This is a genomic window from Streptomyces iakyrus (genome assembly GCF_000717055.1).
GTDB lineage: Bacteria > Actinomycetota > Actinomycetes > Streptomycetales > Streptomycetaceae > Streptomyces > Streptomyces iakyrus.
Window position 1 is genome coordinate 129,462 of record NZ_JNXI01000014.1, and the last position, 22,031, is coordinate 151,492.

General features: G+C 69.7%; 19 protein-coding genes. 13 read left to right on the forward strand and 6 right to left on the reverse strand.

Annotation, left to right across the window (positions count from 1 at the left end):
- Window positions 1–27: 27 nt before the first annotated feature.
- Window positions 28–2,352, reverse strand: coding sequence for a (Fe-S)-binding protein (locus tag OO68_RS21900; protein WP_033310103.1), 2,325 nt, complete (start codon window positions 2,350–2,352; stop codon window positions 28–30).
- A gap of 263 nt (window positions 2,353–2,615) precedes the next feature.
- Here OO68_RS21900 and OO68_RS21905 point away from each other — a divergent pair, with 263 nt between their 5' ends.
- The 7 genes from OO68_RS21905 to OO68_RS21935 all read left to right on the forward strand — a co-directional run bounded on the left by OO68_RS21905 (window position 2,616) and on the right by OO68_RS21935 (window position 10,542).
- A complete protein-coding gene (locus OO68_RS21905; protein WP_033310104.1) occupies window positions 2,616–3,635 on the forward strand; it encodes an MraY family glycosyltransferase in 1,020 nt (339 codons plus the stop codon).
- A gap of 94 nt (window positions 3,636–3,729) precedes the next feature.
- The gene (gene dnaK / locus OO68_RS21910; RefSeq protein ID WP_033310105.1) at window positions 3,730–5,583 is read left to right on the forward strand and encodes a molecular chaperone DnaK; all 1,854 of its coding nucleotides are present in this window, start codon (window positions 3,730–3,732) and stop codon (window positions 5,581–5,583) included.
- Entirely contained in the window at window positions 5,580–6,236 is a 657-nt protein-coding gene (grpE, locus tag OO68_RS21915; RefSeq protein ID WP_033310106.1) for a nucleotide exchange factor GrpE, read from the forward strand. The genes dnaK and grpE overlap by 4 nt, the downstream gene beginning before the upstream one ends.
- Before the next feature lie 33 nt (window positions 6,237–6,269).
- Window positions 6,270–7,457, forward strand: a complete 1,188-nt coding sequence (gene dnaJ / locus OO68_RS21920) for a molecular chaperone DnaJ (protein ID WP_033310107.1) — start codon at window positions 6,270–6,272, stop codon at window positions 7,455–7,457.
- A gap of 5 nt (window positions 7,458–7,462) precedes the next feature.
- Window positions 7,463–7,915 (forward strand): heat shock protein transcriptional repressor HspR, encoded by a 453-nt coding sequence (locus tag OO68_RS21925; RefSeq protein WP_033310108.1) that lies wholly within the window; start codon window positions 7,463–7,465, stop codon window positions 7,913–7,915.
- A gap of 266 nt (window positions 7,916–8,181) precedes the next feature.
- Window positions 8,182–9,300 carry a sugar ABC transporter substrate-binding protein gene (locus OO68_RS21930; protein WP_033310109.1) on the forward strand — a complete coding sequence of 373 codons (1,119 nt, stop codon included), beginning with the start codon at window positions 8,182–8,184 and terminating at the stop codon, window positions 9,298–9,300.
- A gap of 198 nt (window positions 9,301–9,498) precedes the next feature.
- Window positions 9,499–10,542 (forward strand): helix-turn-helix transcriptional regulator, encoded by a 1,044-nt coding sequence (locus tag OO68_RS21935; protein WP_033310110.1) that lies wholly within the window; start codon window positions 9,499–9,501, stop codon window positions 10,540–10,542.
- Here the strand turns inward: OO68_RS21935 and OO68_RS21940 are convergent.
- Both OO68_RS21940 and OO68_RS21945 read right to left on the reverse strand, forming a co-directional pair.
- Window positions 10,505–11,491, reverse strand: a complete 987-nt coding sequence (locus OO68_RS21940; RefSeq protein ID WP_033310111.1) for a helix-turn-helix transcriptional regulator — start codon at window positions 11,489–11,491, stop codon at window positions 10,505–10,507. The genes OO68_RS21935 and OO68_RS21940 overlap by 38 nt on opposite strands.
- Window positions 11,488–12,510, reverse strand: a complete 1,023-nt coding sequence (locus OO68_RS21945; protein WP_033310112.1) for a helix-turn-helix domain-containing protein — start codon at window positions 12,508–12,510, stop codon at window positions 11,488–11,490. The genes OO68_RS21940 and OO68_RS21945 overlap by 4 nt, the downstream gene beginning before the upstream one ends.
- A 303-nt stretch (window positions 12,511–12,813) precedes the next feature.
- On the opposite strand from OO68_RS21945, the gene OO68_RS21955 reads away from it, so the two are divergent.
- Entirely contained in the window at window positions 12,814–13,149 is a 336-nt protein-coding gene (locus OO68_RS21955; RefSeq protein WP_031142435.1) for a Rieske (2Fe-2S) protein, read from the forward strand.
- A 167-nt stretch (window positions 13,150–13,316) separates the two neighbouring features.
- Here OO68_RS21955 and OO68_RS21960 read toward each other — a convergent pair whose 3' ends face one another.
- A complete protein-coding gene (locus OO68_RS21960; protein WP_033310114.1) occupies window positions 13,317–13,733 on the reverse strand; it encodes a pyridoxamine 5'-phosphate oxidase family protein in 417 nt (138 codons plus the stop codon).
- A gap of 103 nt (window positions 13,734–13,836) precedes the next feature.
- Here OO68_RS21960 and clpB point away from each other — a divergent pair, with 103 nt between their 5' ends.
- Window positions 13,837–16,434, forward strand: coding sequence for an ATP-dependent chaperone ClpB (gene clpB / locus OO68_RS21965; protein ID WP_033310115.1), 2,598 nt, complete (start codon window positions 13,837–13,839; stop codon window positions 16,432–16,434).
- Window positions 16,435–16,446: 12 nt separating this feature from the next.
- Here clpB and OO68_RS21970 read toward each other — a convergent pair whose 3' ends face one another.
- Window positions 16,447–16,923, reverse strand: coding sequence for a hypothetical protein (locus OO68_RS21970; protein ID WP_033310116.1), 477 nt, complete (start codon window positions 16,921–16,923; stop codon window positions 16,447–16,449).
- A gap of 164 nt (window positions 16,924–17,087) precedes the next feature.
- Here OO68_RS21970 and OO68_RS21975 point away from each other — a divergent pair, with 164 nt between their 5' ends.
- The 4 genes from OO68_RS21975 (at window position 17,088) to OO68_RS21990 (ending at window position 20,331) form a co-directional block, all read left to right on the forward strand.
- On the forward strand, window positions 17,088–17,615 hold the full coding sequence (locus OO68_RS21975; RefSeq protein ID WP_033310117.1) for a YbjN domain-containing protein: 528 nt from the start codon (window positions 17,088–17,090) through the stop codon (window positions 17,613–17,615).
- Window positions 17,616–17,936: 321 nt separating this feature from the next.
- Window positions 17,937–18,812 (forward strand): hypothetical protein, encoded by an 876-nt coding sequence (locus OO68_RS21980; protein ID WP_078625416.1) that lies wholly within the window; start codon window positions 17,937–17,939, stop codon window positions 18,810–18,812.
- Window positions 18,813–18,943: 131 nt separating this feature from the next.
- Window positions 18,944–19,498 carry a Uma2 family endonuclease gene (locus OO68_RS21985; protein ID WP_033310119.1) on the forward strand — a complete coding sequence of 185 codons (555 nt, stop codon included), beginning with the start codon at window positions 18,944–18,946 and terminating at the stop codon, window positions 19,496–19,498.
- A gap of 143 nt (window positions 19,499–19,641) precedes the next feature.
- Entirely contained in the window at window positions 19,642–20,331 is a 690-nt protein-coding gene (locus OO68_RS21990) for a response regulator transcription factor (protein ID WP_033310120.1), read from the forward strand.
- A gap of 47 nt (window positions 20,332–20,378) precedes the next feature.
- Here the strand turns inward: OO68_RS21990 and OO68_RS21995 are convergent, their stop codons facing one another.
- Window positions 20,379–22,013, reverse strand: coding sequence for an ATP-binding protein (locus tag OO68_RS21995; protein ID WP_033310121.1), 1,635 nt, complete (start codon window positions 22,011–22,013; stop codon window positions 20,379–20,381).
- Window positions 22,014–22,031: the final 18 nt, after the last annotated feature.

The following is a 22,031-nucleotide window of genomic DNA, read 5'->3' on the forward strand; positions in this document are numbered from 1 at the left end:
GCGCAGGAAAGGAACAGCTGGGACCGGCTACTTCACCGGCTCCGGCTCCGGCGCGCTCGTAGAGTCCGCTGTGCCCGCCGGCGGCTCGCCGTCGTCGCCGTCGCCGTCGGTCTCGGCCTCCGCCGGGACCGGCGTCTTCACCGAGTCCAGCAGGAGCTGGGCGACGTCCACCACCTGGATGGACTCCTTTGCCTTGCCGTCGTTCTTCTTGCCGTTGACCGAGTCCGTGAGCATGACCAGGCAGAACGGGCAGGCCGTCGAGACGATGTCGGGGTTGACGGAGAGGGCCTCGTCGACGCGCTCGTTGTTGATGCGCTTGCCGATCCGCTCCTCCATCCACATCCGCGCACCACCGGCGCCGCAGCAGAAGCCGCGCTCCTTGTGGCGGTGCATCTCCTCGTTGCGGATGCCGGGGACGCTCGCGATGATCTCGCGCGGCGGCGTGTAGATCTTGTTGTGGCGGCCCAGGTAGCAGGGGTCGTGGTACGTGATGATGCCCTCGACCGGCGTGACAGGGATCAGCTTGCCCTCGTCCACCAGGTGCTGGAGCAGCTGTGTGTGGTGGATGACCTCGTAGTCGCCGCCGAGCTGCGGGTACTCGTTGCCGAGCGTGTTGAGGCAGTGCGGGCACGTCGCGACGATCTTCTTCGACGACTTCGGCTTCGCCGACTCGGGCGTCACCTTGCCCTCGTCGTCCATCTCCTCGCCGAACGCCATGTTCAGCGCCATGACGTTCTCCATGCCGAGCTCCTGGAACAGGGGCTCGTTGCCCAGGCGGCGGGCGGAGTCACCGGTGCACTTCTCGTCGCCGCCCATGATCGCGAACTTGACGCCCGCCATGTGCAGCAGCTCCGCGAAGGCCTTCGTGGTCTTCTTGGCGCGGTCCTCCAGGGCGCCGGCGCAGCCGACCCAGTACAGGTACTCGACCTCGGACAGGTCCTCGATGTCCTTGCCGACGACCGGGACCTCGAACTCGACCTCCTTGAGCCACTCCAGGCGCTGCTTCTTCGCCAGGCCCCAGGGGTTGCCCTTCTTCTCCAGGTTCTTGAGCATCGTGCCCGCCTCGGACGGGAACGAGGACTCGATCATCACCTGGTAGCGGCGCATGTCGACGATGTGGTCGACGTGCTCGATGTCCACCGGGCACTGCTCGACGCAGGCGCCGCAGGTGGTGCAGGACCACAGGACGTCGGGGTCGATGACGCCGTTCTCCTCGGCCGTGCCGACCAGCGGGCGCTCGGCCTCCGCGAGGGCCGCGGCCGGGACGTCCTTCAGGGCCTCCTCCGAAGCCTTCTCCTCGCCCTCCATCGTCTTGCCGCCGCCGGCCAGCAGGTACGGCGCCTTGGCGTGCGCGTGGTCCCGCAGGGACATGATCAGCAGCTTGGGGGAGAGGGGCTTGCCCGTGTTCCAGGCGGGGCACTGCGACTGGCAGCGGCCGCACTCGGTGCAGGTGGAGAAGTCCAGCAGGCCCTTCCAGGAGTACTGCTCGACCTGGGAGACACCGAAGACGTCGTCGTCGCCCGGGTCGGTGAAGTCGATCGGCTTCCCGCCCGACGTCATCGGCTGGAGCGCGCCGAGGGCCGTGCCGCCGTTCGCCTCGCGCTTGAACCAGATGTTCGGGAACGCGAGGAACCGGTGCCAGGCGACACCCATGTTGGTGTTGAGCGACACCACGATCATCCAGATGAACGAGGTGCTGATCTTGATCATCGCGACCAGGTAGACCAGGTTCTGCAGCGCCGTCACCGACAGGCCCTTGAAGGCCAGGACCAGGGGGTACGACGCGAAGTACGACGCCTCGTAGTGGTCGACGTGGTGGAGCGCGCCCTCCAGGCCCCGCAGCACGTAGATCGCCAGGCCGATGGTGAGGATGACGTACTCGACGAAGTAGGCCTGCCCGGCCTTGGAGCCGGCGAAGCGGGACTTGCGGCCCGGGCGGCTCGGCAGGTTCAGCAGGCGGATCGCGATGAGCACCGCGATGCCCAGGATCGTCATCACGCCGATGAACTCGATGTACAGCTCGAACGGCAGGAACGTACCGATGACCGGCAGCACCCAGTCGGCCTGGAACAGCTGGCCGAAGGCCTGGGCGAGAGTCGGCGGGAGCGTCAGGAAGCCGACGGCGACGAACCAGTGGGCGACACCGACGATGCCCCACCGGTTCATGCGCGTGTGGCCGAGGAACTCCTTCACCAGGGTCACGCTGCGCTGGTAGGGGTTGTCGGTCCGGGTACCGGCGGGGACCGGCTGGCCCAGCTTGAAGTACCGGACGAACTGGCCGATCGCGCGTGCGAGCAGCGCGACGCCGACCACGGTCAGAACCAGCGACACGATGATCGCGGCGAGTTGCATGGGGGCTCCTCGGGCCTGCGAGGGGTTTCGTCGGGTGACCTGTCGTTTTCCAGGGTTCCCCGAAATTACTAAGCGGTAACTTATGCAGTCCGTCTGAGACTACCCTCATCCTCCGCCGCACTGTAGCCGGGTGGGCAGTGATCTGAATCGCTGAGGGTTGCCTCAGAAACCGACTGGATCCGGTCGCCGTCCCGTCGCGATCCCGGTGCCATCTCCTCGTGTTATTCATACCGAATTGTCATAATCGCGCCTACCTTATATCCGTGCTCTACGGGATCACCGCCGCCGCCACCGCCCTCCTCCTCACCGCACTGGTCTCGGCCGCCCTGCGGGCCCCCGCCCTGCGGCTGCGGCTGGTCGAGCGGCGGCGGCAGCGGGACGTGCCGTTGTCCGGCGGCCTCGCCGTCGTGCTCGTCACGGGGCTGGTCGTGTGGGGCGGGGAATGGCTGGAGGTCGCGCCGCCCGCCGACGGGGCGCCGGGAGTGCTCGTCGCCGCGGGTGCCGTCGCCCTGCTCGGGCTCGTCGACGACGTGTGGCGGCTGCGGCGCCGGGTGCTGGCCGCCGGCACCGGCGTGGCCGCCGCGTGTGTCGTGCCCTACTCGGAGACGGGGGTGGGCACCGGGCTGCTGGCCGTCGTGTGGGTCGTGGCGGTGGTGTTCGGGCTGCGGGGGCTCGATCACGCCGACGGGCTGGCGGGCACGGCCGGGGTCGTCGCCGCCTTCGGGGTGGCGGCCTGTGCGGCCATCGAGGTGATGGACGGGATCGCGGGACTGATGAGCGTCCTGGCCGCCGCCCTGACCGGGTTCCTGCTGCACAACTGGCACCCCGCGCGCGTGGCGCTGGGCAGTTGCGGGTCCATGTCCGCCGGGTTCGTGATCGCCGTGGGAGCCGTGTACGCCCGGGCCGGGTTCGGGGTGGGGGAGAGTGCGGGGGTGCTGTTCGCGCTGACCGCCCTGGTCGGTGCCGATGCCGTACTCGTGCTCGGGACGCGGCGGCTGGGCGGACGGGGAGTGCTGCGCAGCGGGCCCGATCATCTCGCGCACCGGCTGCGGCGGCTCGGGCTGACCCCGCCGGGGGCGAGTCTGCTGCTGGGAACCGGGGCGTTGTCCGGGATGCTCGTCGGGGTACTCGCGCATGCCGGCCGGATCGGGACCGGTGCCCTGTGGTGGGTGGCGGGAGGGGCACTCGTGGTGGTGCTCGCCCTCTTCCGTGTTCCTGTGTACGGACCTCGACGCAGCGTATCGCCGCAGGTCAGCGGCCCATTGCGTGTAAGGAGCGGATAAGAGTTGAGCCTGCCCGACTCAGCTCTGTTGACCGGTTGGGGGCCGTCGTGCACACTTGAGTCCGTTCCACTCAAGTCAGCTGGAGGAATCAACCATGGCACGTGCGGTCGGCATCGACCTGGGCACGACTAACTCCGTCGTCAGCGTTCTGGAGGGCGGCGAGCCCACCGTCATCACCAACGCCGAGGGCGCCAGGACCACGCCGTCCGTCGTCGCCTTCGCCAAGAACGGTGAGGTGCTCGTCGGAGAGGTGGCCAAGCGCCAGGCGGTCACGAACGTGGACCGGACCATCCGCTCCGTGAAGCGTCACATGGGCACCGACTGGAAGATCGAGCTCGACGGGAAGCCCTTCAACCCGCAGCAGATCAGCGCCTTCGTGCTCCAGAAGCTCAAGCGGGACGCCGAGTCCTACCTGGGCGAGAAGGTGACCGACGCGGTCATCACCGTCCCGGCGTACTTCAACGACTCCGAGCGCCAGGCCACGAAGGAGGCCGGCGAGATCGCCGGTCTGAACGTCCTGCGCATCGTCAACGAGCCGACCGCGGCCGCGCTGGCGTACGGCCTCGACAAGGACGACCAGACCATCCTGGTCTTCGACCTCGGTGGCGGCACGTTCGACGTCTCGCTGCTGGAGATCGGCGACGGCGTCGTCGAGGTGAAGGCCACCAACGGTGACAACCACCTCGGTGGTGACGACTGGGACCAGCGCGTCGTCGACTACCTCGTCCAGCAGTTCCAGTCCGGCCACGGCGTGGACCTGGGCAAGGACAAGATGGCCCTGCAGCGTCTGCGCGAGGCCGCCGAGAAGGCGAAGATCGAGCTGTCCTCGTCCACCGAGACCTCGATCAACCTGCCCTACATCACCGCCTCCGCCGAGGGCCCCCTGCACCTCGACGAGAAGCTCACCCGCGCCCAGTTCCAGCAGCTGACCGCGGACCTCCTGGAGCGCTGCAAGACGCCGTTCCACAACGTCATCAAGGACGCCGGCATCTCCATCAGCGAGATCGACCACGTCGTCCTCGTCGGCGGCTCGACCCGTATGCCCGCCGTCGCCGAGCTCGTCAAGGAGCTGACCGGCGGCAAGGACGCCAACAAGGGCGTCAACCCGGACGAGGTCGTCGCCATCGGCGCCGCCCTGCAGGCCGGTGTCCTCAAGGGCGAGGTCAAGGACGTCCTGCTTCTCGACGTCACCCCGCTGTCCCTCGGCATCGAGACCAAGGGCGGCATCATGACCAAGCTCATCGAGCGGAACACGACGATCCCGACCAAGCGCTCCGAGATCTTCACCACCGCCGAGGACAACCAGCCCTCCGTGCAGATCCAGGTCTACCAGGGCGAGCGCGAGATCGCGGCGTACAACAAGAAGCTCGGGATGTTCGAGCTGACCGGTCTGCCCCCGGCGCCCCGCGGCGTCCCGCAGATCGAGGTGTCCTTCGACATCGACGCCAACGGCATCATGCACGTCACGGCGAAGGACCTCGGCACCGGCAAGGAGCAGAAGATGACCGTCACCGGCGGCTCCTCGCTGCCGAAGGACGAGGTCGACCGCATGCGCCAGGAGGCCGAGCAGTACGCGGAGGAGGACCACAAGCGCCGCGAGGCCGCCGAGTCCCGCAACCAGGGCGAGCAGCTGGTCTACCAGACCGAGAAGTTCCTCAAGGACAACGAGGACAAGGTCCCGGGCGACATCAAGACCGAGGTCGAGGAGGCCGTCGCCGAGCTGAAGGAGAAGCTCAAGGGCGAGGACTCCGCCGAGATCCGCACCGCCACCGAGAAGGTCGCGGCCGTCTCGCAGAAGCTCGGCCAGGCCATGTACGCGGACGCCAACGCCGCCCAGGCGGCCGGTGGTCCCGCCGGTGACGCCGGTGCCGCCGGTGGCGCCAAGGCCGACGACGACGTCGTCGACGCCGAGATCGTCGACGAGGACCGGAAGGACGGTGCCGCGTGACGGAGGAGACCCCGGGCTTCGACGAGCAGCAGCCCGACGTCCCTTCCGGCGCCACCTCCGAAGACGCCGAGCCGAAGGCCGCCTCCCCCTCCGCGGAGGAGGGGGCGGCCCCGGCCGGGGACACGGGCCAGGACGCGGCCCTGGTGGCCCAGCTGGACCAGGCCCGCACGGCGCTCAGCGAGCGCACGGCGGACCTCCAGCGCCTCCAGGCCGAGTTCCAGAACTACCGCCGCCGGGTCGAGCGTGACCGGATCGCGGTCAAGGAGATCGCCATCGCGAACCTCCTGACCGAGCTCCTGCCCGTGCTCGACGACATCGGCCGCGCGCGCGAACACGGCGAACTGGTCGGCGGCTTCAAGTCCGTCGCCGAGTCGCTGGAGAGCACCGCGGCGAAGATGGGCCTGCAGCAGTTCGGCAAGGAGGGCGAGCCCTTCGACCCGACGATCCACGAAGCCCTGATGCACAGCTACGCACCGGACGTCACCGAGACGACGTGCGTCGCGATCCTGCAGCCCGGGTACCGGATCGGCGAGCGCACCATCCGCCCCGCGCGGGTGGCCGTGGCCGAACCCCAGCCGGGGGCGCAGACGGTCAAGGCGGACGAGTCCGCCGACGCCGACGACAAGGAGAGCGGTGGCCCGGACGAGGGCTGACGTCATCAACGAAGGGAAGGAGGGACGTCGGGGATGAGCACCAAGGACTTCATCGAGAAGGACTACTACAAGGTCCTCGGCGTCCCCAAGGACGCCACCGAGGCCGAGATCAAGAAGGCCTACCGGAAGCTCGCCCGCGAGAACCACCCGGACGCCAACAAGGGCAACGCCAAGGCGGAGGAGCGCTTCAAGGAGATCTCCGAGGCCAACGACATCCTCGGCGACCCCAAGAAGCGCAAGGAGTACGACGACGCGCGCGCCCTCTTCGGCAACGGCGGCTTCCGCCCGGGGCCGGGCGGCGCGGGCGGCTCCTTCAACTTCGACCTGGGCGACCTCTTCGGAGGCGGCGCCCAGGGGGGCGGCCAGGGAGCCGGCGGCTTCGGGGGCGGACTCGGTGACGTTTTCGGGGGCCTGTTCAACCGCGGCGGCGCGGGCGGGCCGGGGACGCGTACGCACCCCCGGCGCGGCCAGGACATCGAGTCCGAGGTCACGCTCAGCTTCACCGAGGCGATCGAGGGAGCGACCGTCCCGCTGCGGATGTCGTCGCAGTCTCCCTGCAAGGCCTGTTCGGGCACCGGCGACAAGAACGGCACGCCCCGCGTGTGCCCGACCTGCGTCGGCACCGGGCAGGTCGCCCGGGGCAGCGGCGGCGGCTTCTCCCTCACCGACCCCTGCCCGGACTGCAAGGGCCGCGGCCTGATCGCGGAGCACGCCTGCGAGGTCTGCAAGGGCAGCGGCCGGGCCAAGTCCTCCCGGACCATGCAGGTGCGCATCCCCGCGGGCGTCAGCGACGGCCAGCGGATCCGGCTGCGCGGCAAGGGCGCGCCGGGCGAGCGCGGCGGCCCGGCGGGCGATCTGTACGTCGTCGTGCACGTCGACACCCACCCGGTGTTCGGCCGCAAGGACGACAACCTCACCGTCACCGTCCCGGTCACGTTCACCGAGGCGGCCCTCGGCGGCGAGGTGCGGGTGCCGACGCTCGGCGGCCCGCCCGTCACGCTGAAGCTGCCCCCCGGCACGCCCAACGGACGCACCATGCGCGCCCGGGGCAAGGGCGCGGTCCGCAAGGACGGCACCCGCGGCGACCTTCTGGTCACCGTCGAGGTGAGTGTTCCGCAGGACCTGACGGGGAAGGCTCGTGACGCACTCGAGGCGTATCGCGAGGCGACCGCGGGTGAGGACCCGCGGGCGGATCTGTTCCAGGCCGCGAAGGGAGCATGAGTCAGATGGACGGTCGTCGACGCAACCCGTATGAACTGACCGAGGAGACCCCGGTCTATGTCATCTCGGTGGCGGCCCAGCTGTCCGGCCTGCACCCGCAGACCCTGCGCCAGTACGACCGCCTGGGGCTGGTCTCCCCGGACCGCACCGCGGGCCGGGGCCGGCGCTACTCGGCCCGTGACATCGAACTGCTGCGCACCGTCCAGCAGTTGTCGCAGGACGAGGGCATCAACCTGGCCGGAATCAAGCGCATCATCGAACTGGAGAACCAGGTCGCCGCGCTCCAGGCCCGGGTGGCCGAGATGCAGGACGCGCTCGACGGCGCGGCGGCGGCCATGCGCCAGCGCGAGGCGGCGGTGCACGCGTCGTACCGCCGCGACCTGGTGCCGTACCAGGAGGTGCAGCAGACCAGCGCGCTGGTGGTGTGGCGGCCGAAGCGGCAGCAGCAGTCCGACTGACGCGCGTACGCACGGGAGAGGGCCGGGAGTTGACTCCCGGCCCTTTCGTCTGTTTGGTGCACCTTGCCCCGGTTTCTTGTGGCCTCCCGTGGATGACCGCGTGGTGCACGCCACTTGAAGGAGATTCCGCAGAGTCTTCACAACTGCTGCGGAGCGTGGTGTTGTCATCTCGTTAAGTGGTTCCGCTTGACGCTGGGGGCGCGTCCGCGTTGGCTTTTCAGTCACATGGGCACCAAAGATGCGCCCACGTCCGAAACACACGCGAAGTGAGCCCCCGCATGCGTCGTATCGCCATATCCGTGGCAGCCGCCACGATCTCCGTCACGCTCGCAGGCTGCGGCGTGCTCAACGCGACGGGGAGCAGCGACGCCGCGAGTCCGGCCAAGGGCAACGACATCACCGTCGGCCTGCTGCTGCCGGAGAAGGCCAACACGCGCTACGAGAACTTCGACTACCCGATCATCAAGACGAAGGTCGAGTCGCTCACCAACGACAAGGGCCGCGTCGAGTACGCCAACGCCGATGCGAGCGCGGACAAGCAGGCGAGCCAGATGCAGCAGATGATCGACGACCGGGTCGACGTGATCCTGCTGGACGCCGTCGACTCCAAGGCCATCGCGAGCGGCGTGAAGAAGGCGAAGGAGGCCGGCATCCCGGTCATCGCCTACGACCGGCTGGCCGAGGGCCCGATCGACGCGTACATCTCCTTCGACAACGAGCTGGTCGGCGAGGTCCAGGGCCGCTCCCTGCTGGAGGCCATCGGCGAGAAGGCGAGCCTCTCCGACAAGATCGTCATGATGAACGGCTCGTCGACGGACCCCAACGCCAAGCAGTTCAAGGCGGGGGCCATGTCCGAACTGAACGGCAAGGTGACGATCGCCCAGTCCTTCGACACCAAGGACTGGAAGCCCGAGAACGCCGAGGCCAACATGGCCCGGGCGATCGAGAAGATCGGCAAGGGCAACATCGCAGCGGTGTACTCCGCCAACGACGGCATGGCGGGCGGCATCGTCAAGGCGCTCCAGGCCGCGGGCGTGACCGACCTGCCGCCCATCACCGGCCAGGACGCGGAGCTTCCGGCGGTGCAGCGGATCATCAGCGGCGAGCAGTACATGAGCGTGTACAAGTCCTACCCGCAGGAGGCGGAGAACGCCGCTGAGATGGCGGTCGCCAAGGTCCAGGGCCGCGACATCCAGTTCGCCGCCCTCACCCGCGACAAGGTCGACAGCCCCACCCACAAGGGCATCCCGGCCCAGCTCGTGCCCGTGGTCGCGCTCACCAAGGAGAACATCAAGGACACGGTGGTCGCGGACGACATCTACAAGCTGTCGGACATCTGCACGGCCGAGTACAAGGCGGCGTGCCGGGCCATCGGTCTGAAGTAGCCGCGCCTCGGCGCGCGTCGAGCCGGGCTCACCCACCCCCTGACAGGCTGCCGCGACAGGACCGTCCGAGGCCCGGAGATACCGGTGCGTACCGGTGGTTTCCGGTGGTTGCCGCGCGGGGAGCCGTGTTGCGGAGCACGTCCTGTCCGCGCATAGTTGCGCTGCGGAAAGACGGCGGAACCGGGGGTGGGATGGGCGATGACCGGGCACGGGGCGGAGCAGCATCCACACGGTGCCGACCGACTGTGCGAGGCCGGGGATCGCGTGTATTCCCGGGCCGTACGGCGTGGCCGGGTGCCGCGCCGGGACGCGGATCCGGTGCCCTGCCTGCTGGAACTCGCCCTGCTGCACCCGGATCCCGACGACATGGACTGGCTGGTGCCGACCTCCCCGCAGGAGGTCATGACCCGGCTGCTGCGCGGGATGCACGACGAGGTCAGCGCGAGCCAGCGGCGGGTGGGCTCGGCCGTCGCGGCCGTCGAGTGGTACGCCGGGCTGGGCGGCCAGGTGCGGCCGGCCGCACCCGCCGCTGAGGGCCCCGCGATCCGGGTCCTGGACGGACTCGCCCGGATCCAGGCCGCGATGGACGAGGCGACCCAGGCGTGCACGGCCGAGGTGCTCACGGTCCAGCCCGGCGGCATCCGCCGCGAGGCGGAGCTCTCCGAGGGCCTGCACCGGGCGCTGGCCCTGCGGGGGCGCGGGGTGCGGATGCGGGACCTGTACACCCATGTCGCCCGGCACGGGCAGGGTCTGCTGAACTATCTGGAGCTGATGGGCGACGCGGTGGAGGCGCGCACGCTGGACGAGGTGATCGACCGGCTGATCCTCTTCGACCGGACGGTGGCGTTCATCCCCGCCAACTCCGACCGCACGATGGCCCTTGAGCTACGCCATCCGGCGATCGTCGAGTACCTCGTCACGGTCTTCGACCGGCTGTGGCGCCTCGCCATCCCCCTCAAGGCCCCGCTCCCCGACACCGGCATCGAGGGCATCTCCCACCGGGAGCAGTCGATCGCCGCGCTGCTGGCGGAAGGGCATCAGGACGCCGTCATCGCGGAACGGCTGGGCATAAGCGTCCGGACCTGCCGGGCGCACATCGCGCGCCTCTCGGAGACACTGGGGGCGGCCAGCCGTACGCAACTCGGCGTACGCATCGCCCAGGCCGGACTGGACGGTCCGCCGCGGGCCGCTGCCTCCACGCCCTTCAGTGTTCCCGGTCAAGAATCCCGGACCGCCCGATGAGATACCCGAGCTGCGCCCTGCTCTGACTGCCCAGCGTCGCCGCGAGCTTGGCGATGTGGACGCGGGCGGTACGGATGTTCATCCCCAGCCGGTCGGCGATGACGGCGTCGGTGTGCCCTTCGACGAGGAGGGAGGCTATGGCGTGCTGGCGGGGGGTGATGCCGTCGTGGGAGGGCTGGGGGGCGGCTTCGGGGTGCATGGGGGTGGCCAGGCGCCAGAGGCGGTCGAAGGTGACGGCCAAGTGGTCCACGATGGCCGGATGCCGGATCTCCAGAGCGAGTTTTCCGTCCTCGCCGGCCGGGACGAAGGCCACCGTGCGGTCGATGAGGACAAGGCGGTCCGGGACTTCGTCCAGCGTGCGGATCTGAACGTCCCCCTTCAGGCGCTCGCAACGGGCGATGATCACCGGAAAGTGGCGCAAGGTGTGCGGGTACAGGGTGCGTATGCGGCAACCGCGGTCCAGCGCTGCCTGGTCACGGCCGAGCGACGCCGCGTCGGCGACCTGACCGCGTTCGCCGGTGAGGCCGGTGCGGGGCTGGACGGTGATCAATTCCTCGGAGGCGTCGGCCATCGCGTCGGTGATGGCACGATTGATCCGCTCCGTGCCGGTGAGGAGCTGGATCGTGGGAGTGTCACCGGCCGTGGTGTGAGGCTCGTCGATCCGCATGAGGTGGTTGAACGTTTCGGCCAACCGCGCTTCGCGCCGCCGTTCGCTCGCGATCCGCTCCTCGGAGCTCCGTAACAGCCGGTGCAGCGCGACGACCGGGGCGACGGGCTCCAGTCTGGTGGGGTCGTCGAGGGCCGGGTGCAGCAGACCCAGATCCACGAGGCAGGGGGCCGCCCGGACCTCCTCGGCCGGCAGTTGTCCCTGACGCAGCGCCCGTTCGTACAGGTCCGTGCCCGCGGAGCACAGGTCGTTCTTGCCGTGCTCGCGGTGCGGTGCGCTCACTGTGCGGCACCCGCGCGTTCCAGGATTCCGGACTGAGCGATGAGGAAGCCGAGTTGGGCGCGGCTGCCGCTGCCGAGGGTGGCGGCGAGTTTGGCGATGTGGGCCCGGCACGTGCGGACGTTCATGCCGAGGCGGCGGGCGATGGCCTCGTCGACATGTCCCTCCACGAGGAGCTTGGCGATGGAGTACTGGATGTCCGTGATGCCGTCCGCGGCCGGGCCGTAGGGGGCGCCGGCGCTCAGCGGAACGGAACGGCTCCACATGAACTCGAAGACCTTGACCAGGTACCGGACGAGTCCGGGGTGGCGGAGTTCGAGGGCGACCTGCTGGTCGTCACGGGCCGGAATGAACGCGACGGTCTCGTCACAGACGATGAGTCGTTCCACCACCTCGTCGATCGTGCGGTACTCCGCTTTGCTGTTCGCGAGTTGTGCCACATAGGCGAGTTTTTGGGGGCTGTAACGAGCCGTGTGCTGGTAGAGGGTCCGGATCCTGACGCCCCGCTCGATCAGGGGTCTGTCCCTTTCGAGTCCCTGGGTGAGGCTGCGCTCGGAGAAGCGGTCGTCACTGGGCTGGATGGTGAGCATCTCCGCATGGCACTGGGCCGTGGCCAGATTGAGGGCCGCGTTGATCCGGTCGCCGCCCTCCAGCACCGTGATCGAGTGGTCGGTCGTTGTCAGCTGGGCGCCCAGGGCCATGAACGGCTCGAACGCGTCCGCGATCTTGATCGACAACTGACGGCGTTCCGCGATGTCGCGCTCGATCGGGTTCAGACGCTCGGCGAGCGCTACTGTCGGCGGCACCGGCCGCAGCCAGTCCTCGTCGTCCGGGTCCGGGTGAAGAAGGGCGAACTCGACCAGACAAGGCGCTGACATCACGTCCGTGCGCGCGATCCGCCCTGCACGCAGGGCGTTCGCATAAAGTCGGTTCCCTTCCTCGCACAGCTCGGTGACCGCATGGGGATGCGTCGCCTTAGTCTGATTTGCCACGAAATCTCCACCCCCCAGGGTCCTGAACATGCAGGAACATGATGCACCGATTGTGTGGCCATGACGTGTTCGAATGAGCCATCGTCTTACCTGACGGGGGAAGAGGAGACTCACAAGTGAGGACGAAGCCGACTATGCGCAAGAGACTGCTTCGCTCGGTGCTTGCTGCCGCTCTCTCTGCCGTCGCTGTCATCGGAGTGATGGGTTACTCCGGCGCGAAGGGTGATACCCGGGCGGACAGTCACTGGCCGGCGAGCGTCATGGGCGATGTCAAGAGTGATGTCCTGGCGGACAGTCATTGGCCGGCGATCGTCGTGGACTCGGAGCGTTGATGTGACCACTCCACCCGACGACCGCTCCTTCCGCCGCGAGATGGCCACTGCCTACCGCTCCGGCTGGCACTTCATCGACCTGGTCACCGCCATCCCCCACAGCGGCGACTCGTTGATGGTGACCGTGTTCGGCGAGCCGGTGGTCGTCACGCGGGACGAGGACGAGGACGTACGGGCTTACCGGTGTCTGCGGCGGCCTCGGGGGGCGCCGCAGCCGGTGCGGTGCGCCGTACGGTACGGAATGATCTTTGTGAACCTGGACCAACGGGACCACCAGCAGGTGGAGGCCGACTCCCCTGCCCCGAGGACCATCTCTGCCACCCCCCGCAGTGCCTGACGCGATTCCCCCGTCGTAACAGATCGCTCAGGTGCTTCCCCCCGCAGCGGCGTCACCGTGACCTGAACACGGTGACGCCGCTGCAGTTTTCAGGGATATTTCCGGGTATCGACCGCATGCGGTGGTGGCCGGATCCCATCGATCACCGGCGTGGATTTTCACTTCGCTCAACCCCGCCCCATCGCCCGCGTCAGGTGGATCTCGATCACCACGCGCGCCGGGTTCGGCGACGGCGTCCTGCCGTAGCGCTCCGCGTAGCGCCGCTCCGCCTCGGCCACCCGGTGCGGCTCGTCGCGGACGAAGGCCCGGCCCTCCAGCGTCGCCCAGCGGCGGCCCTCCAGCTGGCAGACGGCGACGGCCGCCCCCTGGTCCCCGGCCGCCCGCACGTACCGCACCTTCGCGCTCGCCCGGTTGGTGATCACCCGAGCCAGCCGGGCCTCGGGATCGTATGTGACGCCGACGGGTACCAGATGCGGAGTGCCGTCCGGGCGGGGAGTCGTCAGGGTGCACAGGTGCCGCTCCCGCCAGAAGCTGAGATACGACGGGTCCGGAGCGCCGGGGTCGACGGAGTACTTGGTCGCCATGCCCCGGAACTTAGACCCCCGAACCTCCCGGAACCGTCCTTGAGTGCACTAGACTCAACTTTGTGCAAGCCGTTCGGGTCAGTGCAAGGAGGAGAACGCGAACGTGGACGCCGAGCTGACCAACCGGAGCCGGGATGCGATCAACGCTGCCAGCAACCGGGCCGTGACCGAGGGGCACCCCGACCTCACCCCGGCCCATCTGCTGCTCGCGCTGCTCCAGGGACAGGACAACGAGAACATCACCGACCTGCTCGCCGCGGTCGACGCCGACCAGGCCGCCGTGCGCGCCGGGGCCGAGCGCGTGCTCGCCGGGCTGCCGAGCGTGACCGGGTCGACCGTCGCGCCGCCCCAGCCCAACCGCGAGATGCTGGCCGTCGTCGCCGACGCGCAGGCCCGCGCCAAGGACCTGGGGGACGAGTACCTCTCCACCGAGCACCTCCTGATCGCACTCGCCGCGAAGGGCGGCGCGGCCGGAGAGGTGCTGTCCCAGCAAGGGGCCGACGCCAAGAAGCTCCAGGCCGCCTTCCAGAAGACGCGGGGACAGCGCCGGGTGACCACGGCCGACCCCGAGGGGCAGTACAAGGCCCTGGAGAAGTTCGGGACGGACTTCACCGCCGCCGCGCGGGAGGGCAGGCTCGACCCGGTCATCGGCCGGGACCAGGAGATCCGCCGCGTCGTGCAGGTCCTGTCCCGCCGTACGAAGAACAACCCCGTCCTCATCGGCGAGCCCGGCGTCGGCAAGACCGCCGTCGTCGAGGGGCTCGCCCAGCGGATCGTCAAGGGCGACGTGCCCGAGTCGCTGAAGGACAAGCGGCTCGTCGCGCTCGACCTCGGCGCCATGGTCGCGGGCGCGAAGTACCGGGGCGAGTTCGAGGAGCGGCTGAAGACCGTCCTCGCCGAGATCAAGGACTCCGACGGACAGATCATCACCTTCATCGACGAGCTGCACACGGTCGTCGGGGCCGGCGCGGGCGGCGACTCCGCCATGGACGCCGGCAACATGCTGAAGCCGATGCTGGCCCGCGGCGAGCTGCGCATGGTCGGTGCCACGACCCTCGACGAGTACCGCGAGCGGATCGAGAAGGACCCCGCCCTGGAGCGGCGCTTCCAGCAGGTGCTGGTCGCCGAGCCGACCGTCGAGGACTCCATCGCGATCCTGCGCGGGCTCAAGGGCCGCTACGAGGCCCACCACAAGGTGCAGATCGCCGACAGCGCGCTCGTCGCCGCCGCGTCGCTCTCCGACCGGTACATCACCTCCCGCTTCCTGCCCGACAAGGCCATCGACCTCGTCGACGAGGCGGCCTCACGTCTGCGCATGGAGATCGACTCCTCGCCCGTCGAGATCGACGAACTCCAGCGCGCCGTCGACCGGCTGAAGATGGAGGAGCTGGCGATCGGCAAGGAGACCGACGCGGCCTCCCGCGAGCGCCTGGAGAAGCTGCGCCGCGACCTCGCCGACAAGGAGGAGGAGCTGCGCGGCCTCACCGCCCGCTGGGAGAAGGAGAAGCAGTCCCTCAACCGCGTCGGTGAGCTGAAGGAACGCCTCGACGAGATCCGCGGCCAGGCCGAACGCGCCCAGCGCGACGGCGACTTCGACACCGCCTCCAAGCTGCTCTACGGCGAGATCCCCGCCCTGGAGAAGGAGCTGGAGGCCGCCTCCGAGGCCGAGGAGGAGGTTGCCAAGGACACCATGGTCAAGGAGGAGGTCGGCGCCGACGACATCGCCGACGTCGTCGCCTCCTGGACCGGCATCCCCGCCGGGCGGCTGATGGAGGGCGAGACGCAGAAGCTGCTGCGCATGGAGGACGAGATCGGCAAGCGGCTCATCGGCCAGACCGAGGCCGTACGGGCGGTGAGCGACGCCGTGCGGCGCTCCCGTGCCGGGATCGCCGATCCCGACCGGCCCACCGGCTCGTTCCTCTTCCTGGGCCCCACCGGCGTCGGCAAGACCGAACTGGCAAAGGCCCTCGCCGACTTCCTCTTCGACGACGAGCGGGCGATGGTCCGCATCGACATGTCGGAGTACAGCGAGAAGCACAGCGTGGCCCGGCTGGTCGGCGCCCCGCCCGGCTACGTCGGCTACGAGGAGGGCGGCCAGCTCACCGAGGCCGTGCGCAGGCGGCCCTACTCGGTCGTCCTGCTGGACGAGGTGGAGAAGGCCCACCCCGAGGTCTTCGACATCCTGCTCCAGGTGCTGGACGACGGCCGTCTGACGGACGGCCAGGGCCGCACGGTCGACTTCCGCAACACGATCCTGGTGCTGACCTCCAACCTCGGCAGCCAGTTCCTGGTGGACCCGATCACCAGCGAGGCCGAGAAGAAGGAGCAGGTGCTGGAGGTGGTGCGCAGCTCCTTCAAGCCGGAGTTCCTCAACCGCCTCGACGACCTGGTCGTCTTCGCCGCGCTGACCAAGCCCGAACTGGAGCGGATCGCCAAGCTCCAGCTGGAGCGGCTGGCCAAGCGGCTCGCCGAGCGGCGCCTCACCCTGGACATCACGCCCGAGGCCCTGGCGTGGCTCGCGGAGGAGGGCATGGACCCGGCGTACGGCGCCCGGCCGCTGCGGCGGCTCGTCCAGTCCGCCATCGGCGACCGGCTCGCCAAGGAGATCCTGTCCGGGGAGATCAAGGACGGCGACACGGTCCGGGTCGACCGCTTCGAGGACGGTCTCCTGGTCGGCCCTGTCACGGGCAAGACGCTGTAGGACCGTCCCCGGTCACATCGTGAACGCCGAGAAGCGCACCAGCGCGGTCTCGGTGTTCTCGTACTCGACCCTCACCTGCACGACATGTGCCTCCGCCGTGCCGGGGAGGCCGTTCTCGTGGGTCACGTCGAGGCAGAGCGCCCCGCAGGCGCCGCCGCCCGTGCGGGGCTCCGGGGCGTTCGGGTACGTCTCGCGCAGCCAGTCGCGGACGTCCTCGCGCGGCATCCGCAGCACCGCCGCGTACGACGTGTCGATGCCCCGCTGCACGGTGCAGTCGTGGGCGCGGGCGGGCGCGGGTCGCTCGGCGGCGCCGAAGGCCAGGGCCTCGGTGCAGGGGACCGTCGCCGCCGCTCCCGTACGGGTGCCGTCGTCGTCCGACCAGGCCCACAGAAACAGGCCGGTGATCAGGACGCCGAGGACGACGACCGGCAGTGCCAGGAACGGCAGGACGATGCCCCACCGGGTATGGCCTCGGCCCCCTGCCTGCATGACTGCGCTCCCTTTGTCGGCTGCTCAGGAGGACGATCCGGGGTACCCGGAGGTTGCAGTTGACCGGATCGTGTCAGCCCAGGGCTGACAGGGTCTGTCGGGGCTTGCCACCCCCCTCCCCGCATGGGGGAGGATGGCGGAATCCGTACGAAGGGAAATTCACGGTGACCATCGACCCGTCCTCGATTCCGAACTTCGGGGGCCAGCCCGAGCCGCAGCCCGGCGGCCCGGCCGGCCCCGTCGTCCCGGATCAGGACCTCGTGAAGCAGCTCCTCGACCAGATGGAGCTCAAGTACGTCGTCGACGACGAGGGTGACCTCGCGGCGCCGTGGGAGCAGTTCCGCACCTACTTCATGTTCCGGGGAGAGGGAGACCAGCAGGTCTTCTCCGTGCGGACGTTCTACGACCGGCCCCACGAGATCGAGGCCAAGCCGCAGATCCTCGAGTCCATCGACGACTGGAACCGCCGCACCCTGTGGCCCAAGGTCTACAGCCACACCCACGACGACGGCACGGTCCGCCTGATCGGCGAGGCTCAGATGCTGATCGGCATGGGCGTGAGCCTGGAGCACTTCGTCTCCTCGACGGTCAGCTGGGTGCGCGCGGCGATCGAGTTCGACAAGTGGCTCATCGAGCAGCTCGGTCTCGAAGAGGAGATCAACGAGGCGGAGAAGCCCGAGGACGACGAGTAGGTCCCCCGCCGGGGCCACGGCGCGTCGGCGCGTATGAACGGGTACGCGCTGCACGCGCCGTCTGTCTTCTCGGATCCACCGGGCCCTTGTCGGCGAGGGTCCGGTCGGCCGCTGACCTCCTGAAAGAACCGGGGACAGAACTACCCGCCCACCCACCCTCCCCGCGCCGGAAGGCGGGCGTCACCCGTCCGAGTGACCAGCTTGCGGGGGTGGGACACGGACCGTTACGTTCGCCGCGACAACCGCAAACAGATACGGCCCCCGGCCGGGACGGCAATCCCGAACGAGGGCCTGACCGATCAGGAAGTGAACGCCTTCCCGATGGCTGACCCGCAGTCTAACGCGCGCCTGCGCGCCGGCGCCGGAGCTCCGACTACCGGCGTGATCCACGTACGCACCCGGCTGACGGCCGACTTCACGGTGATCTCCAACGCCCTCGCCCAGCGGCGCGGCAGCGCGGTCACGATCGGCGTCGCGGCGTACATCGCCTCCCTCCCCGACGGCTCCCCCGTGACCATCACCGCCTTGTGCGAGCACTTCAGCGAGGGCGAGATCCTCATCTCGCGGGCGCTCAGGGACCTCGAAGCGGCCGGATACCTGGAGCGCCGCCGCGAACGGACGCCCACCGGGCAGGTGCGTACCCGGACGTACTTCTACGCCGTACCGCGCGGTGAAGGCCCTGAGGACCCGCCCGAGCCGCCGGAGCCCCGGCCACGGAAGCGGTCCACCGTCCCGGAAACCCGACGGGAAGCGGCGTCCGCCCCGGCTCCGGAGGAACCCGGGAGCCCGGCACCCGCCCTCGCCGACGCCGACCCCGAGGCGGTCGCCGTACTGACCGCCCTGCGCCGGGTCGACCCCCGCTTGGTCCTGTCCGCGCAGGAGGCCGCCCGACTGGCACCGGCCGTCACCGAGTGGCTGGCGGCCGGGGTCGGGCCGCGGGAGATCACCGAGCTGCTGACCGTGAGGCTCCCCGACCGCTTCCGGGTTCGCCCGGCAAGCGTCCTGGCCTTCCGCCTCCGGGAAACCCCGTTGCCCATGCCACTCCCCGCGCCGCTCCCTCTGGATGTCGAGCGCCCGGTCGTCCTGCCCTTCCAGACCTGCGACGGCTGCGAGCGCGCCTTCCGCGCCGCGGAGCCCGGACACTGCCGGAGCTGCCGGGACCGGCTCGGTGAGGAACACCTGCGCACGGCCGGCTGAGCGGGTGTGCGAGCTGTCCTACGACTCGGGCGGCAGAGGGCCCCGGTCACCGCGTACTGCAACGGCCCCCGCCGGGGCCGGTGACACGCGCTGTCCGCCGTATCCTGACCACACACGGGAAGGAGCCGTCCATGAGCGTCGACGCGATCATGAACACCGAGTTCCCCAAGGGATACACGGTCCTGTTCGGAGCTGACGGAAAGGTGATCATGACTCCGCAGAGCTTCGAGCACTCCAGCACGATCAAGTCGATGCAGTACGACACGATCGTGTCCCTCGGACGCCATGCGAAGACCGCCTCCGACGTGTACATCGACTTCCCCGCCGACGAGAACTCCGCTCCCGATCTTGCGATTCTCCGCGAAGACGCCCGCCGGGAGGGCAAGCGCTACAGCTTCGAGGACGTCCTGCTGATCTCCGAGGTCGTCTCGACCTCTTCCGCGCGCAAGGACTACGACGACTGCACCGCGAAGTACGGCCGCTACGGCATCCCTGTCTACCTGGTGGTGGACCCCTACACCCAGGAAGTCGTCCTCCACACCCAGCCGACCGGCAGCGGCTACATCGCGGCGCACACCCATAAGTACGGCACGGGCAAGCTCCCCATCCCCCTGGCCGACGGCCGCACCTTCACCCTCGACCTCGACGAGCTCCCGCGCCCGGAGCCCGAGGGGGAGACCGGCTGACGCCGCACGTCGGCGCGGAAGCCGGTGAAGTGCCACTCGGGCAGCGAGTGCGGCCGGCCCGGCAATTTCCGGAGGTGGGAATTCCGGAGGCGTGTTGATATCAACGGCGCTGGAATCGTGCAGGGCCTCGCTGAGGAGAATCGTTGAGCGCGCGCATCCTGGTCGCTGAAGATGACGAAAAACAATCTCGTCTCATCCGGATTTATCTGGAACGGGAAGGCAACACCGTGCAGGTCGTGGCCGACGGCCGGGCAGCGCTGGAACGGGCGCGTTCGACGGGGCCGGATCTCATCGTGCTCGATGTGATGCTGCCGCTCGTCGACGGGCTCGACGTATGCCGCATTCTGCGTGCCGAGGCCCACGAGGTACCGATTCTGCTGCTGACCGCGCGCAGCACCGAGGAGGACATGCTCCTCGGCCTCGATCTGGGGGCCGACGACTATCTCACCAAGCCGTACAGTCCCCGGGAACTCACCGCGCGCGTACGGGCGCTGTTGCGGCGCTCCAGGAAAGGTGGCCCGGCCGGAAGCGAGGTGCTGCGGGTCGGCGCGGTCGAACTGGACACCGCCCGCTTCGAGGTCCGGGTGGCAGGCCGTCCGGTGGCGCTGACCTCCAAGGAGTTCTCGATACTGGAGGCTCTGGCCCGCGAGCCGGGGCGGGTGTTCACCCGGGCCCAGATCATCGAGCGCGCCTTCGGTTTCGACAGCGACGTACTCGAACGCACGGTGGACGCCCATGTGCGCAACCTGCGCCGGAAGCTGGGGGACGACCCCGCCAGGCCGCGCCATCTGGAGACCGTGTACGGCCGGGGATACCGCATGGTGGACGGCTAGGTCTGCCGTCCGGATCACGCGAGCGGGCGGGTTGTCGACCGGGTCGATCAGCCGGCGTCGGCCGACGGCCCGGTCGTGGCGAGAGTGACGGTGAAGGTCGTGCCGACGCCGACGGTGCTCTCCACGGCGATCGTCCCCTGGTGGTCGGTCACGATCTGGCGGGCGATGGACAGCCCCAGGCCACTTCCTCCGGTGTCGCGGCCCCGTGCCGCGTCCGCCCGCCAGAAGCGGTCGAAGAGATGCGGCAGGTCCTCGGCGGGTATTCCCTTTCCGGTGTCCCGCACCTGGAGGAAGGCGAGATCGCCGTGCCGGGCCAGGGCCAGTGTCACCGTGCCGCCCGGTGCCGTGGCCCTCAGCGCGTTGCCGACCAGGTTGCCGACGACCTGCCGCAGTCGGTCGGCGTCGGCGACGACGTCCACCGGCCGCGGCGCCTCCAGCCGTAGCGCGACACCTGCCGCGTCGGCCTGGGCACGGTGAGCCGTGCCGGCGGCTTCGAGGAGCTCGCGCAGGTCGACGCGCACCCGGTGGTAGGTGAGCGCTCCGGCCTCCGCCAGCGCGAGATCCTGTAGGTCGTCGACGATTCGCTGCTGGAGCAGTGCCTCCTCGTGGAGGGAATCGAGGAGCTCCGGGGTCGGCTCGACGACCCCGTCCCGCAAAGCCTCCAGATAGCCGCGCAGATTGGCCAGCGGAGTGCGCAGCTCGTGGGCGATGTCACCGGTGAGGCGGCGCTGGCGTTCCTCGCCGGCCTGTATGGACTCCGCCATCCGGTTGAAGGCACGGCCGAGTTGGGCGATCTCGTCCCGGCCGGAGACGGGCACCCGCCGCCCCAGGTCTCCCTCGCCCAGCCCCCCGGCAGCCAGGGTCATGGCACGGACCGGGCGCAGCACCGCCCGGCTCAGGAGCAGCGCGGCGAGCACGGCGGCGAGGGCGACGCCGCCTGCGACGGCCATCGTGGGTGCCGCGGCCAGGGCGGGCGGGGACTCGTCCCGGACGCCGATACGGATCACCAGGCGTGGCGGGGCGGCTGAGCCCACGCGCTCGTTGAACACGCGCCGCAGGCAGGTGGTGAACTGCTGCTCCGACTCGCAGGTCCGGATCGCCTCCAGGTCCTGCGGAGTTCGCGGGTCCGGTTCGCCTTCCGGCTCCTCGCACTGTTCCGGCCGGCGCTCTGCGCTGATCCGCGGCACGCCGGTGTCGTCCGGCCGGGCCGTCACCTCGGCCCCCGCCCGGGTCAGACAGGCCGCGTACACCGCTTCGGCGCGGTACTGGGCGATCGCGGTCGCCGTCAGCTTCATCGAGGTCCGCGGCAGCTGTCGCGCGGGGATCCGCAGGAGGGGACGCGGGTCGACCAGCACGGGCGGCTGGTTGCTCACCGGGCGGGGGGGACGGCCCTCGAGCGCGTCGGAGTCGGCGAGCAGGACGTCGTTCTCGGTGGCGACCCGGATGCGCTGGCCGGTGTCCTTGGCCAGGCGGCTCACCGTCGGCGAGAGGCCTTCCCAGGTGCCGTGCGCGAACCCGTACGCGCGGAGGTCGCCGGTGATCCGGGAGACCTCCTGCCGTCCCGCGGTGACACTCTCCTGGACCTGGCGGTTCGCCTGACGCAGGGTCAACCAGCCGGTGGCGGCGGTGGCGGCCATCGCGACCAGCATCAGCAGGCCGAGCACCCGAAGCCGGAAGCTCATCGCGTGCCACCACTGGGA

Excerpts from the sequence above, each read along its gene's own strand:
- OO68_RS21900 (WP_033310103.1), bottom strand. The coding sequence starts at position 2,352 with ATGCAACTCGCCGCGATCATCGTGTCGCTGGTTCTGACCGTGGTCGGC.
- dnaK (WP_033310105.1), top strand. The coding sequence starts at position 3,730 with ATGGCACGTGCGGTCGGCATCGACCTGGGCACGACTAACTCCGTCGTC.
- dnaJ (WP_033310107.1), top strand. The coding sequence starts at position 6,270 with ATGAGCACCAAGGACTTCATCGAGAAGGACTACTACAAGGTCCTCGGC.
- OO68_RS21925 (WP_033310108.1), top strand. The coding sequence starts at position 7,463 with ATGGACGGTCGTCGACGCAACCCGTATGAACTGACCGAGGAGACCCCG.
- OO68_RS21935 (WP_033310110.1), top strand. The coding sequence starts at position 9,499 with ATGACCGGGCACGGGGCGGAGCAGCATCCACACGGTGCCGACCGACTG.
- OO68_RS21945 (WP_033310112.1), bottom strand. The coding sequence starts at position 12,510 with ATGTTCAGGACCCTGGGGGGTGGAGATTTCGTGGCAAATCAGACTAAG.
- OO68_RS21960 (WP_033310114.1), bottom strand. The coding sequence starts at position 13,733 with ATGGCGACCAAGTACTCCGTCGACCCCGGCGCTCCGGACCCGTCGTAT.
- OO68_RS21970 (WP_033310116.1), bottom strand. The coding sequence starts at position 16,923 with ATGCAGGCAGGGGGCCGAGGCCATACCCGGTGGGGCATCGTCCTGCCG.
- OO68_RS21980 (WP_078625416.1), top strand. The coding sequence starts at position 17,937 with ATGGCTGACCCGCAGTCTAACGCGCGCCTGCGCGCCGGCGCCGGAGCT.
- OO68_RS21985 (WP_033310119.1), top strand. The coding sequence starts at position 18,944 with ATGAGCGTCGACGCGATCATGAACACCGAGTTCCCCAAGGGATACACG.
- OO68_RS21995 (WP_033310121.1), bottom strand. The coding sequence starts at position 22,013 with ATGAGCTTCCGGCTTCGGGTGCTCGGCCTGCTGATGCTGGTCGCGATG.